We start from the raw sequence: 12,952 nt of genomic DNA, 5'->3' as shown, positions 1-12,952 counted from the left end.
CCCAATTATTTAAGTGAATACTCTAAAAAAATCCCACACGTCATGAGATTGTTTCTACGCTTAGAGTACGCCTGATTTCTGGCCCAGGGAGCCAGTCGGTTTGTCTACCGAGGCATTGCGCTTCACGGCAGGCGGGTAATGGGCACACGGAGTTTTTGATCGATATCAGGAGAAACAGTCCATGGCCAAGTCCTATGGTGTAGCGGGTGTGGTGGCGTCTTTTCTGACCCGCAGGGTGTCCTTGCGTGCCCGAAGGTTGAGTTCCGATGAAGCTGAATTGCTCGCACAGTATCGCGCCCTGACCGAGAACGATCAGGTGGCGATGCGCTATTTGATTGGGGCGATGAAGAGTGTGTCGCGGTTCTGAGCGGGCTGTGACCCCATGTGGGGGCGGGCAAGCCCGCGCTCACATGGTCGGTCACGGTGTCAGGTGTATTTACGCTGCTCCGGTGCCGGCGGGAAGTACTGATACAACCAGGTTTCACTCAAGGTGCGGTCCTGCGTGCGGATAAACAGGCGCAGTTCCACTGGCTCCACGCTGTCGCTGGTCGGGTACCAGTCGAAGAGGATGCGATAGCCCTTGATGCTGTCGAGCACCAGCACGCTGAAGTCTTTCACCTCGCCGTGGGAACAGGTCACCACCGGCTCGATCCCGGTGCCGGCTGCCAGGCGATCCAGGCCGCCGCCCTTGAAGTCCACGGCAAACCGCCGCGCCCAGACTGGCGGGTAATGTTCGCCCGGTGCCCAGCCTTCGGTGAAGCCGCCCATGCCTGAACGCGTGGCGTCGACTTGCGCCAACGGCGTGCTCACTGGTGGCAGGGCGCTCCAGTACAACTTGTAGCCATAGTTGAGTGAATCACCGGCGGCCACCGGTTTTTTCGGGGTCCAGAAGGCCACGATATTGTCCAGGGTCTCGCCGGTGGTCGGGATCTCCAGCAGGTCGATCGAGCCTTCGCCCCACGCGGTGGTCGGTTCGACCCACAGGCTTGGGCGCTTGCTATACCAGTCGACGGTGTCCTGGTAGCTGGCGAATTCATGGTCGGTCTGCACCAGGCCGAAGCCTTTCGGGTCGGTGTCGGCGAACGCATTGAATTGCAGCTTGGCCGGGTTGTTCAGCGGGCGGCAGATCCACTCGCCGTTGCCGCGCCACATTGCCAGGCGGTCCGAGTCGTGGATCTGCGGGTGGATGGTGTCGCACATGCGCCGCTCGTGGGTGCCGCAACTGAACATGCTGGTCATCGGCGCGATGCCCAGTTGTTCGATGGCGGTGCGCGCATTGATATGGGCGTCGATTGCCATGACCACCTGGTTGGCCTGGCAGTCGATATCGAAACGGTAGGCGCCGGTGGCGCTCGGCGAGTCGAGCAGGGCGTAGACCACAAAGCGCGTGGCATTTTTATCCGGGGTTTCGAACCAGAACTGCGTGAAGTCGGGGAATTCCTCGCGCTTTTTCGCGTAGGTATCGATCGCCAGGCCGCGTGCGGAAAGGCCATATTGCCCCGTGGAATCCACCGCGCGGAAGTAACTGGCGCCGAGAAACGACAGCACGTCATGGCGATCCAGTTCCGGCGCTTTGAACAGCTTGAAGCCGGAGAAACCCAGGTCGCCGGTCAGTTGTTGGGTGTCGACCGTGGTTTTTTCATAGTTGAACAGCGAAGGGCGGAAATGCACTTCGCGGGCCTCGCGGGTCGTGGGGTCGACGGCGTGCATGCGAACGGGCGTCTTGAAGCCCATGCCGACGTGGAAAAACTGCACGTCCAACTGGCCGTTCACTTCCTTCCACAGCGAGTGTTTGCCGTCGTAGCCGATGGCGTTGAAATTTTGCGGGGTCATGGTCGCCAGGGTGGGCGGCAGCACCTGTTTGGTGTCTTTATACGCGGTCCCGGCGAGTTGCCTGGCCTGGGTCTTCAGCGTTTCGAAATCGAACGCCACGGCCTTGCCGTCGGCGGCGCGGTTCCCGGCCCAGGCTTGCGCAGCCAACAGGCCGCTGGCCGATAAACCGGTGTAAGCCGCAATGGCCATGGACGCTTTAAGCAAATTCCTGCGGTGCATAGAGACAACCTGTCGTGAGCAAATCCCGCGCCGGCCCTGGCGCGTGCTGGATCAAAGATAACGGTTCGGACATGCCTTCGGCCAAACGCAACGGACATTAAACAGACGCCGCATAGCTTAAGCGGTTCGATGGCGTAGGAAAAATGATTGATGGCGGGATGATGGCTTGGCAAATGAGACAAGACATTTCCGGGCTTTGAGTGAGCACATTACCCAGGAATTATGAAGATCCAATGTGGGCGGGGGCTTGCTCGCGACAGGCGCCTGGACACCGCGTTTAATCGGATGCCCCGCATTATCGTTGGCGTTCTTCGCGAGCAAGCTTGCTCCTACAGTCAAGGTATCAGGGCGAGCTTCAGTGCTTGAACATCACATGGCGCACGGTGGTGTAGTCCTCCAGCCCGTACATGGACATGTCCTTGCCATACCCCGACAGTTTCTGACCGCCGTGAGGCATTTCGCTGACGAGCATGAAGTGGGTGTTCACCCAGGTGCAGCCATATTGCAAGCGCGCAGCCAAGCGATGGGCGCGTCCCACGTCGGCGGTCCATACGGATGACGCCAGACCGTAGTCCGAATCGTTGGCCCAGCCCAGCACCTGTGCCTCATCGGCGAACTTGGTCACCGACACCACCGGCCCGAACACCTCGCGGCGCACGATTTCGTCGTCCTGCTGCGCATCGGCCAAAACCGTCGGCTCAAAGAAGAAGCCATTGCCTTCCACCGCCTTGCCACCAGTCACCAGACGGATATGCGGCTGCGCCACGGCACGTTCGACGAAACCGGCCACGCGGTCGCGGTGTTGCGCGGTGATCAGCGGGCCCAGCTCGGTGGTCGGGTCATCCTGCAAGCCGTACTTGATACTGGCGACTGCCGCGCCGAGCTTCTCGACGAACGCGTCATAGATTTCCGCTTGGGCATAGATACGGCACGCCGCGGTGCAATCCTGGCCGGCGTTGTAGAAACCGAAGGTGCGGATGCCTTCCACCGCCGCGTCGATGTCCGCGTCGTTGAAGATGATCACCGGCGCCTTGCCGCCCAGTTCCATGTGCATGCGCTTCACGCGGTCGGCGGTGTTGGAAATGATGTTGGCGCCCGTGGCGATGGAGCCGGTCAGCGACACCATGCGTACTTTCGGGTGGTTCACCAACGGGCTGCCCACGGTGGGCCCACGGCCGAAGACCAGGTTGAGCACGCCGGCCGGGAAGATCTCCGACGCCAGTTCGACCATACGCAACGCGGTCAGCGGGGTTTGTTCCGACGGCTTGAGCACCACGGTATTACCGGCGGCCAGGGCTGGGGCGATTTTCCAGGCGACCATCATCAGCGGGTAGTTCCACGGGGCGATGGAGGCGATCACGCCCACCGGATCGCGGCGGATCATCGAGGTGTGGCCCGGCAGGTATTCACCGCCGGCCGAGCCGCTCATGCAGCGGCTGGCACCGGCAAAAAAGCGGAACACGTCGGCAATCGCCGGGATCTCGTCGTTCAGTGCGGCGCTGTAGGGTTTGCCGCAGTTGTCCGATTCCAGCTTGGCCAGTTCTTCGCCGTGGGCTTCGATCACGTCCGCCAGTTTCAGCAGCAACAGCGAGCGATCCTTGGGCGTGGTCTGTGACCAGCTTTCAAACGCTGCATCGGCGGCCCGCACGGCGGCGTCGACCTGGGCTTCGCTGGCTTCGTTGATTTCCACCAGCACACGGCCCAACGCCGGGTTGAATACGGCCTGCGCCGGGCCTTCGCCTTTGACCAGTTGGCCGTTGATCAAGAGTTTGGTTTGCATGGTTCACTCCTCCAAAAAACTGTTGTTATTGCCCTGAAGAAACCGGCTCTGAGTGTGGGGGGGCACTTCTCCAATACCCACATTATTTACCGCCACTGCCTGCCACGCTTTCACCGCCGCGGGTCAGGTAATAGGCACCCAGAATCGGGAACATCGTCACGATCATCACCAGCATCGCCACCACGTTGGTCACCGGCACATCCCGTGGGCGACTCAACTGGTTGAGCAGCCACAGCGGCAAGGTGCGCTCATGCCCGGCGGTGAAGGTGGTGACGATGATTTCGTCGAATGACAGCGCAAACGCCAGCATGCCGCCGGCCAGCAGCGCCGAGCCGAGGTTGGGCATGATGATGTAGCGGAAGGTCTGCCAGCCGTCGGCGCCCAGGTCCATCGAGGCTTCGATCAGGCTGTGGGAGGTGCGGCGCAAGCGGGCGATGACGTTGTTGTAGACGATCACCACGCAGAAGGTCGCGTGGCCGACGATGATGGTGAACATCCCCGGCTCGATGCCCAGCGTCTTGAACGTCGCCAGCAGGGCGATACCGGTGATGATCCCCGGCAGCGCGATCGGCAGGATCAGCATCAGCGACACGCCTTGCTTGCCGAAGAACTCGCGGCGATACAGCGCGGCTGAAGCGAGGGTACCGAGGACCATGGCGATCAGGGTAGCGATCGCCGCGATCTGCAGCGACAGCTTGATCGCTTCGAGCACGTCCGGGCGGGCGAACGCCACGCTGAACCACCTCAGGGTGAAGCCCTGGGGTGGAAAGCTGAATGCCGCCTCTTCGGTGTTGAAGGCGTAAAGGAAGATGATCAGGATCGGGAAGTGCAGAAACACCAAGCCGCCCCAGGCCGCGATCTTCAAGCCGATGGATGATTTCTCAGAGTGCATCGAAGGCCCCCAGACGTTTGACGATGGACAGGTAAACCGCGATCAGTACGATCGGCACCAGGGTGAACGCCGCGGCCATGGGCATGTTGCCGATGGCACCTTGCTGGGCGTACACCATGCCGCCGACGAAGTAACCCGGCGGCCCGACCAGCTGCGGCACGATGAAGTCGCCCAGGGTCAGCGAAAACGTAAAGATCGAACCGGCGGCAATCCCCGGCACCGACAGCGGCAGGATCACCTGCATGAAGGTCTGGCGCGGCTTGGCGCCCAGGTCCGCCGAGGCTTGCAGCAACGACGGCGGCAAACGCTCCAGCGACGCCTGGATCGGCAGGATCATGAACGGCAGCCAGATGTAGACGAACACCATGAACCGCCCCAGGTGCGAGGTGCTCAAGGTGCTGCCGCCCACGCCGGGGATTCCCAGCACGAACTGCAACAGCGGCTCCAGCCCCAGGTGCTGCACAAACCATTGCGCCACGCCGCCCTTGGCCAGCAGCAGGGTCCAGGCATATGCCTTGACGATATAGCTGGCCCACATCGGCATCATCACCGCGATATAGAAGAACGCCTTGGTCTTGCCCGTGGTGTAGCGCGCCATGTAATAGGCGATGGGGAAGGCGACGATGGCGCTGGCGAGCGACACCACAATCGCCATGCTCAGGGTGCGCAGGATGATGTCGAAGTTCGACGGCTGGAACAGTGCGGCAAAGTTGGCCAGGGTCAGGTCCGGCGTGACCGCCATGGTGAAGTCATCGAACGTGTAGAAGCCTTGCCACAGCAAGGTCAGCAACGAGCCCAGGTAGATCGCGCCGAACCAGATCAGCGGCGGTATCAGCAGCATTGCCAGGTAGAGGTTGGGTCTGCGATACAGCAGGTTGGAAAACCTGCGCATCGGCGCTTGGGTCAGGCTCATGTCACACCTCGCCTGCGTGGTCGGTCAGGGTGGTCATGGCGGCCCGCGCCCAGCGTGCAGTGATGGGCTGGCCGACCTGATAGCCGTTGCTGATGTCCAGCCACTGGTTATTCGCCTGGCTGATGTTCAACGCCTGGCCGTTCGCCAGTTTCAGTTCGTAGCGGGTGGCGCTGCCCTGGTACTGGATGTCATGCAACAGGCCGCTGATTTCCACTTCGTCGGCCGCCAGCGGGCCTTCGGCAAAGCGCACGTGCTCCGGGCGGATCGAGAACGGCTGCGGGCTGCCGCTGAGGCGCTGGGCCAAATCGCCGCGAATCACATTGGAGGTGCCGACGAATTCGGCGACGAACGCGGTGGCCGGTTTCATATAGAGGTTGCGCGGGGTGTCGACCTGTTCGATGCGGCCCTTGTTGAACACGGCCACGCGGTCGGACATCGACAGCGCTTCGGTCTGGTCGTGGGTCACGAAGATAAACGTGATGCCGAGCTGGCGTTGCAGCTTTTTCAGCTCGCTTTGCATCTGTTCGCGCAGCTTGAGGTCGAGGGCACCCAGCGGTTCATCCAGCAGCAACACGCGCGGGCGATTGACTAGCGCGCGGGCCAGGGCGACCCGTTGGCGCTGGCCGCCGGAGAGCTGCACCGGCTTGCGCTCGCCGTAGCCGCCGAGGGCGACCATGGTCAGGGCTTCTTCGGCGCGGTCGAGGCGTTCGGTCTTGCCCACGCCTTTGACTTTCAGGCCGTAGGCCACGTTGTCGCGCACATTCATGTGGGGGAACAGCGCGTAATCCTGGAATACCGTGTTGACGTCACGCTGATACGGCGGCAAGCCGGCGGCTTCCTCGCCATGAATCCGGATCGAGCCTGCGCTCGGTTGCTCGAACCCGGCGATCAGGCGCAGGCAGGTGGTCTTGCCCGAGCCGGAAGGGCCGAGCATGGAAAAGAACTCGCCGTCCTGGATATCGATGGAAACCCGGTCAACGGCTTTCACTTCGCCGAACTGACGGGAAACGTGGGTGAATTGGACTGCAAGCGTCATGGTGCGGTGCTCCCAAAAGGCGCGGGTCGTCGCAGCGGCCCGGCCTGGACTTCTGAAAAAACAGAACATCGGTGAATGTGCTCAATGTGGGAGGGAGCAAGCCCCCTCCCACAGGGGGGATTAGCGCCCGCCCATGATCGCAATGTAATCCTGGGTCCAGCGACTGTACGGCACGAACTTGCCGCCCTCAGCCTGCGGGGTTTTCCAGAAGGCGATCTTGTCGAACTGGTCGAAGCCGTTGGTCTTGCAGCCCTCGGCGCCGAGCAATTCGCTACCGGTGCAGGCCGCCGGCACCGCCGGCAGGGAGCCGAACCAGGCGGCGACATCGCCCTGGACCTTCGGCTGCAGCGACCAGTCCATCCATTTGTAGGCGCAGTTCGGGTGCTTGGCCTCGCTGTGCAGCATGGTGGTGTCGGCCCAGCCGGTGGCGCCTTCCTTGGGAATGGTCGAGGCAATCGGCTGCTTCTCGTTGATCAGGCCGTTGACCTGATACGGCCAGGCGCTGGAGGCGACCACGCCTTCGTTCTTGAAGTCACTCATCTGCACGGTGGTGTCGTGCCAGTAGCGGTGGATCAACGGTTGCTGTGCGCGCAACAGGTCGAGCACGGCTTTGTACTGGGTTTCGGTCAGCTCGTAGGGGCTCTGGATGCCCAGCTCCGGCTTGGTCGACTTGAGGTACAGCGCCGCATCGGCGATGTAGATCGGGCCGTCGTAGGCTTGCACGCGGCCTTTGTTCGGCTTGCCGTCCGGCAGGTTCTGCGCCTCGAACAGCACATTCCAACTGGTGGGCGCGGTCTTGAACACGTTGGTGTTGTACATCAGCACGTTCGGCCCCCACTGGTACGGAGTACCGTAGGTTTGCTGGCCGACCACGTACCACGGCGCGTCTTTCAGGCGCGGGTCGATAGTCTTCCAGTTGGGAATCAACGCGGTATTGATCGGCTGCACCCGCTTGCCGACGATCAACCGCAGCGACGCATCGCCTGACGCGGTGACCAGGTCGTAACCGCCCTTGGCCATCAAGCTGACCATTTCGTCAGAGGTAGCGGCGGTTTTCACATTGACCTTGCAGCCGGTTTCCTTCTCGAAACCTGTGACCCAGTCGTAAGCCTTGTCGCTTTCGCCCCGTTCGATATAGCCGGGCCAGGCGACGATATCCAGCTGGCCTTCGCCGGCGCCTACCGCTTTGAGCGGTTCGGCGGCCTGCAGGCTGGCGCTGGCCAGCAGCGCGGTGGTCAGGGCACTGAGCAGTGCGGTCTTATGCGCGGACATGGGGAATCCCTCTTCTTTAATTATGGTCGGGGCAGTTTTTTGCAGCCGGTGACGCTTGAGCTTAGTTGTTGTTTTAAAGGTGCTGGCCGTGGCGAGCCATGATGTGCCGCACCACGCTGTAGTCCTGTAGCGAATCGCTGGACAGATCTTTGCCATACCCGGAGCGCTTCAAGCCGCCGTGGGGCATTTCGCTGACCAGCATGAAATGGCTGTTGATCCAGGTGCAGCCGTATTGCAGGCGCGCCGCGACCTGCATGGCCTTGTCCAGGTTCTGTGTCCACACCGACGAGGCCAGGCCGTATTCGGAGTCGTTGGCCCAGTCCACCGCTTGTTCCAGTTCGTCGAAGCGGGTCACGGTGACCACCGGGCCGAACACTTCGCGCTGGACGATTTCATCACTTTGTTTACAGCCGGCGAGCAAGGTCGGCTGATAAAAGAAGCCCGCGCCGGAATGCACGGCGGCGCCGGTGACGCGTTCGATATGCGGCTGGCCGAGGGCGCGTTCGACAAAGCTGGCGACGCGGTCGCGCTGGCGCGTGCTGATCAGCGGGCCGAGTTCGTTGTCGGCATCGCGCTTGCCGGCAAAGCGCAGGCTGCTGACCGCCGCGCCCAGGTCGGCGACCAATTTGTCGTGAATCCCCGCCTGGGCGTAGATGCGGCACGCGGCGGTGCAGTCCTGGCCGGCGTTGTAGTAACCGTAGGCGCGCACGCCTTCGACCACGGCTTGCAGGTCGGCGTCGTTGCACACAATCACTGGCGCCTTGCCGCCCAGTTCCAGGTGCGTGCGTTTAAGGGTTTTCGACGCGGCTTGCAGGATCTTTTGTCCGGTGACGATATCGCCGGTCAACGACACCATCCGCACCTTCGGGTGGCTGACCAGATGGCTGCCGACGCCTTCGCCGCCGCCGCACACAATGTTGATCACCCCGCGCGGCAACAACTGGTTGAGCGCTGGAGCTAGGGCGAGGATCGACAGCGGCGTGTGTTCCGACGGCTTGAACACCAGGGTATTACCGGCGGCCAGGGCGGGGGCGATCTTCCACGCGGCCATCATCAGCGGGTAATTCCACGGCGCAATCGAGGCCACCACGCCAATCGGGTCACGCCGCACCATGCTGGTGTAGCCCGGCAGGTATTCGCCGCTGAGCTGGCCGGTCTGGCAGCGCACGGCGCCGGCAAAGAAGCGGAACACATCGACGGTGGCGCTCAAGTCATCCTGGCGGGCCAGGTGCAACGGTTTGCCGCAGTTCAGGGATTCGAGGCGGGCCAGGTAGTCGGCTTGGTGCTCGATGGCATCGGCGATGCCCAGCAGAATGTTCGAACGTTGCTGCGGCGTGGTGCGGGACCAGCCGGCAAATGCGCGGTGGGCGGCGAGGATCGCGGCTTCGACCTGTTCGATGCTGGCTTCGGCGATCTGAGTCAGCACTTCGCCCGTGGCTGGGTTGAGAATCGGTTCGACAAAGCCCTGGCCCTGGACCAGTTCGCCGTCGATCAGCAACGCAGTGAGCAGCGGGGTGGGCGCAGCGGACATTTTTCGCGATCTCTTTTCTTGTGTGGCCATGGGCGTTCTCTTACAAGGCGCCCGACTTTCTCTTATGGATGCACAGAGACTAGAGGTCAGGCGCGAGGTCAACAAATACTAAATACTGAATGCAGCATTCGATTAAATAGATGGCTTGCGTGGGTGCGGCTGTTCCCGCGCCACGGTCAGGAACGGGTCGACCAGCGCCGGGCGCGCGGTGCCACGGCGCCAGGCGAGGCCGACGTCGAGGGTCTGGCTGAGGTCGGCGATGGGGCGCGCTTCGATAATGTCGCCCTCCAGGGACCAGGGGCGGTAGGTCATGTCCGGCTGGATCGACACGCCCAGGCCGGCGGCCACCAGGCTGCGCACGGCTTCGGTGGAGGCGGTGCGCAAAGTGACGTGTGGTTGCAGGCAGGCAGAGGCCCACATGCGTTGAGCGTTGTGGCCCATTTCGTCGACGTTCAGCTGAATCAACGGCTCACGCGCCACATCGGCCAGGTTGATGCTGTCGTGCTCCAGCAGCGGATGTTGCGCCGGCAGCCACAGGCGGTGGGGCGAATGGGTGAGTACTTCGGTCTGCAGGGCGTGGCGGTCTTCGAGGTTGGAGAGGATCAACACGCCCACATCGATCTCGCCGCTGACCAGCAAATGCTCGATGTACGGGCGCTCATCCTCCATCACGCGGATTTCCACATTGGGGTAGGCGCGTTGGAAGCGGGTGAGCAGGTCGGCCAGGTAATAACCGGCCACCAGGCTGGTCACGCCGACGATCAATTGCCCGGCCACCTGGTCGGTGCTCTGCTGCAGGCTGCGCTTGGCGTTGTCGACGGTGGCCAGGATCAAGTGCGCCTGGCGCAGGAACTGATGGCCCTGGTGGGTCAGGGTCATGCCCTTGGCGTGGCGGTTGAACAGGTTGACGCCGATTTCCTGCTCCAGTTGCTGGATCGCCAGGGTCAGGGTCGACTGCGAAATAAACGCGGTTTGCGCAGCGGCGGAGATCGAACCGGTCTCGGCCACGGCGATGAAGTGGCGGATCTGACGCAAGGTCATCATGCTGGAATTACCAGTGGGGTGTTTTTATCGATTTGCTCGAGTGTATATCGATTTAACCGAAGGATAGCCGCGTTACATCTGGAAGCACTCTAGATCGGGGTTTTTTGGCGCTAAGTTTTACGCTGGGAGTCTATTGGTCTTATGAACCCTGGTGTCTGGAGGCTACGCATGAATACCCGTGGATTACTCGAACAACTGCTCAAGTCTGGTCAGGACATGTTGCAGAACAAGGCCGGCGGCCAGCGCAAATCCGACGACAAAGGCGCGCTCGGCGGCCTGCTCGGCAGTGGCGGGCTCGGCAGTTTGCTCGGCGGCGCTGGCGGCGGGGCCCTGGCCGCTGGGGCCATGGGCCTGCTGCTGGGCAATAAAAAGGCGCGCAAATTCGGCGGCAAGGCCCTGACCTATGGCGGGTTGGCGGCATTGGGCGTGATCGCCTACAAAGCCTATGGCAACTGGCAGGCGCAACAGGCCAGCGCGCCCCAAGGCGAGCCGCAGACCATCGACCGCCTGCCGCCAGCCCAGGTCGAGCAACACAGCCAGGGCATCCTCAAGGCGTTGGTGGCGGCGGCCAAGGCCGACGGGCATGTGGATGAGCGTGAGCGCGCGCTGATCGAAGGTGAATTCAACAAGCTGGATAACGACCGTGAATTGCAAAGCTGGCTGCACGGCGAGCTGAACAAACCCCTCGACCCGGCCGACGTGGCGCGGGCCGCCGGCACCCCGGAAATGGCCGCCGAGATGTACATCGCCAGTGTGATGCTGGTGGATGAGGAGAACTTTATGGAGAAGGCGTACCTGGATGAGCTGGCGCGGCAGCTCAAGTTGGAGCCCGGTTTGAAGGTTGAATTGGAGAAACAGGTGCGCCAGGCGACGCTTTAGGGATCGTTCCTCCTCATAAATGTTCTGGCGCGACCGCAAGCAGGTCTCAAGTGAGCCCAACCCCCGGTCCTCACCTTCAAGGGCGATGTCCACTTGGGTGATGCGAAAGCCCGTCAAACCGCCGACGACGGTCCCGCCAGCGGTGGTCTTGGCTCCTCGGGTAATCAAATAGCGGCGCATGCCAGCGATGTCCTTTTGTTAGCAGGGACCAGCACGCTAGGCTCGGCGAGAAAAGCCTGGTAGTCGGACGCTGTAGGTTGGTTCTGTGAAAGGGTGCCTCAGGCCACCCTCTAGGCATGCCTGCGCACGATGAAGATCGTTCTCACGTTCTGTGGAAACGATTTAACAAATCTATTTATGGCAGCCCCCACGGTCTGGATAATTCCAGTGTAATGAGGTACCGCTCTTCTGTGGGATGCCGATAGTCCTTGAAGCGCCCAACTACCAACATGACTTGGTATTTGTTTTCTGCCCGCCAGTAAGACTTGCCACCCCGGTTCACATTTCGCAATCGAGCACGCCATTCAGGTGTGTCGGCGAATGGAGGGTTGGAGGCGACTCGGATGGGCAGCCAGCCGGCATTGCTCCATTGTTTTTGCAAATACAGCACGACGTTGAGGGTGTCATCGAGCAATAGCGGTTCGATTTGGGGGGACATGCGGATACTACCAACGCGCTCCTTGTCGAAACTTACCGCGAGGAAGCGGGCAGGCGGGGTAACGAATCCATATTGAGGGTCTATGAAGCGTAGACGGGCGTCGGACTTTGGTAGCCTCCCCCATATTTCTCCGGGAATAGCAGGGGCGATTGCTGCACTGGAGCGCTGACGCATGTCTTCCCAAGGCTCCCCAAGCATCAGTGCGATTTCTGGCGTACTGGTGAAGAAACGTATCATTCCTACCAGTAGTACGGCAGCGAACAATACAAGTGCGGCATGTCGCCAGTTTACTTGTGAGAGCCGGTTCATCGCATGCCCCGACCTGCAGCGACATCATCCAGCGCTTGTTCGATTCGATGCCGCTCACCGCTATTTAACAGCTTGTCAAATTGCGCCGCGGCCTTGAGCACAAAGGTCATGCGTTGATCGATATCGGCCAAGTTGGCGATGGGGTTGTTGCTGAACTCAATGACCCTGCCGTCATCAACAGAGCGGCATTGGCTTGCCAGCGTTAGCTCAATGGCCTGTGCTGCTCCGGACGGTATGCCCGTGACGTATGAAAGATGGTTGCTACGTAGCAGAGCCACTAATTTTTGGTCGGTATACATGGTTGGCTGAAGGATATTTTGCTGTTCATGCCAAGCCAGATACTTAACACTTTCGGCGATATTTCCTTCGTCAATGGCCTGAAAGGCTTGCAGAATGTAGTCGTGGTCAAGCCCAAACCTTAAATTTTCCTGCCCCACCGGCCACAACACCCGCTGCAGCCCATCCTCAAAAATGTTCTGGCGCGAGGACAGGCAGGTCTCAAGCAACCCCAATCCCCGCTCCTTATAAAACGCATGCAACGGAAACACATCCAAAAACAGCGTGGTATTGCCCATCGCCATCATCT

12 protein-coding genes are annotated in these 12,952 nt (G+C 61.3%); 2 read left to right on the top strand and 10 right to left on the bottom strand.

Annotated features, from left to right (window positions below; genetic code table 11):
* Positions 1–181: 181 nt before the first annotated feature.
* The gene (locus tag NR164_RS26200) at positions 182–367 is read left to right on the top strand and encodes a hypothetical protein (protein ID WP_017844677.1); all 186 of its coding nucleotides are present in this window, start codon (positions 182–184) and stop codon (positions 365–367) included.
* A 59-nt stretch (positions 368–426) separates the two neighbouring features.
* Here the strand turns inward: NR164_RS26200 and NR164_RS26195 are convergent, their stop codons facing one another.
* From NR164_RS26195 to NR164_RS26160, 8 genes are all read right to left on the bottom strand, one after another.
* Positions 427–2,052, bottom strand: a complete 1,626-nt coding sequence (locus NR164_RS26195) for a glucan biosynthesis protein D (protein ID WP_026139759.1) — start codon at positions 2,050–2,052, stop codon at positions 427–429.
* A 355-nt stretch (positions 2,053–2,407) separates the two neighbouring features.
* On the bottom strand, positions 2,408–3,832 hold the full coding sequence (locus NR164_RS26190) for a gamma-aminobutyraldehyde dehydrogenase (protein ID WP_017844679.1): 1,425 nt from the start codon (positions 3,830–3,832) through the stop codon (positions 2,408–2,410).
* 82 nt (positions 3,833–3,914) lie between these two features.
* Entirely contained in the window at positions 3,915–4,724 is an 810-nt protein-coding gene (locus NR164_RS26185) for an ABC transporter permease (RefSeq protein WP_010563467.1), read from the bottom strand.
* Positions 4,714–5,637, bottom strand: a complete 924-nt coding sequence (locus NR164_RS26180; RefSeq protein WP_057005800.1) for an ABC transporter permease — start codon at positions 5,635–5,637, stop codon at positions 4,714–4,716. Before NR164_RS26180 ends, NR164_RS26185 begins: the two co-directional genes overlap by 11 nt.
* 1 nt (position 5,638) lies before the next feature.
* On the bottom strand, positions 5,639–6,673 hold the full coding sequence (locus NR164_RS26175; RefSeq protein WP_017844681.1) for an ABC transporter ATP-binding protein: 1,035 nt from the start codon (positions 6,671–6,673) through the stop codon (positions 5,639–5,641).
* A 120-nt stretch (positions 6,674–6,793) separates the two neighbouring features.
* A complete protein-coding gene (gene ydcS, locus NR164_RS26170) occupies positions 6,794–7,945 on the bottom strand; it encodes a putative ABC transporter substrate-binding protein YdcS (protein WP_017844682.1) in 1,152 nt (383 codons plus the stop codon).
* Positions 7,946–8,018: 73 nt separating this feature from the next.
* A complete protein-coding gene (locus tag NR164_RS26165; protein ID WP_017844683.1) occupies positions 8,019–9,476 on the bottom strand; it encodes a gamma-aminobutyraldehyde dehydrogenase in 1,458 nt (485 codons plus the stop codon).
* Between the two features lie 132 nt (positions 9,477–9,608).
* Positions 9,609–10,520, bottom strand: a complete 912-nt coding sequence (locus NR164_RS26160; protein WP_017844684.1) for a LysR family transcriptional regulator — start codon at positions 10,518–10,520, stop codon at positions 9,609–9,611.
* Between the two features lie 168 nt (positions 10,521–10,688).
* Here NR164_RS26160 and NR164_RS26155 point away from each other — a divergent pair, with 168 nt between their 5' ends.
* Entirely contained in the window at positions 10,689–11,399 is a 711-nt protein-coding gene (locus tag NR164_RS26155; RefSeq protein WP_017844685.1) for a tellurite resistance TerB family protein, read from the top strand.
* A 355-nt stretch (positions 11,400–11,754) separates the two neighbouring features.
* Here NR164_RS26155 and NR164_RS26150 read toward each other — a convergent pair whose 3' ends face one another.
* Together NR164_RS26150 and NR164_RS26145 are read right to left on the bottom strand one after the other, a co-directional pair.
* Positions 11,755–12,366: a hypothetical protein gene (locus NR164_RS26150; RefSeq protein ID WP_057005795.1), complete on the bottom strand. Its 612-nt coding sequence runs from the start codon at positions 12,364–12,366 to the stop codon at positions 11,755–11,757.
* Positions 12,363–12,952: DUF2515 family protein (locus NR164_RS26145; RefSeq protein ID WP_372340304.1), on the bottom strand; the 590-nt coding region annotated here is incomplete at its 5' end. The genes NR164_RS26145 and NR164_RS26150, both read right to left, overlap by 4 nt.

The sequence above is a fragment of the Pseudomonas sp. Pse79 genome, from assembly GCF_024519615.1.
Lineage (GTDB): Bacteria > Pseudomonadota > Gammaproteobacteria > Pseudomonadales > Pseudomonadaceae > Aquipseudomonas > Aquipseudomonas veronii.
Note: the sequence above shows the minus strand (reverse complement) of the source record. Positions and strands in the feature narration are given on the sequence as shown.

Excerpts from the sequence above, each read along its gene's own strand:
- NR164_RS26200 (WP_017844677.1), top strand. The coding sequence starts at position 182 with ATGGCCAAGTCCTATGGTGTAGCGGGTGTGGTGGCGTCTTTTCTGACC.
- NR164_RS26195 (WP_026139759.1), bottom strand. The coding sequence starts at position 2,052 with ATGCACCGCAGGAATTTGCTTAAAGCGTCCATGGCCATTGCGGCTTAC.
- NR164_RS26190 (WP_017844679.1), bottom strand. The coding sequence starts at position 3,832 with ATGCAAACCAAACTCTTGATCAACGGCCAACTGGTCAAAGGCGAAGGC.
- NR164_RS26185 (WP_010563467.1), bottom strand. The coding sequence starts at position 4,724 with ATGCACTCTGAGAAATCATCCATCGGCTTGAAGATCGCGGCCTGGGGC.
- NR164_RS26180 (WP_057005800.1), bottom strand. The coding sequence starts at position 5,637 with ATGAGCCTGACCCAAGCGCCGATGCGCAGGTTTTCCAACCTGCTGTAT.
- NR164_RS26175 (WP_017844681.1), bottom strand. The coding sequence starts at position 6,673 with ATGACGCTTGCAGTCCAATTCACCCACGTTTCCCGTCAGTTCGGCGAA.
- ydcS (WP_017844682.1), bottom strand. The coding sequence starts at position 7,945 with ATGTCCGCGCATAAGACCGCACTGCTCAGTGCCCTGACCACCGCGCTG.
- NR164_RS26165 (WP_017844683.1), bottom strand. The coding sequence starts at position 9,476 with ATGTCCGCTGCGCCCACCCCGCTGCTCACTGCGTTGCTGATCGACGGC.
- NR164_RS26160 (WP_017844684.1), bottom strand. The coding sequence starts at position 10,520 with ATGATGACCTTGCGTCAGATCCGCCACTTCATCGCCGTGGCCGAGACC.
- NR164_RS26155 (WP_017844685.1), top strand. The coding sequence starts at position 10,689 with ATGAATACCCGTGGATTACTCGAACAACTGCTCAAGTCTGGTCAGGAC.
- NR164_RS26150 (WP_057005795.1), bottom strand. The coding sequence starts at position 12,366 with ATGAACCGGCTCTCACAAGTAAACTGGCGACATGCCGCACTTGTATTG.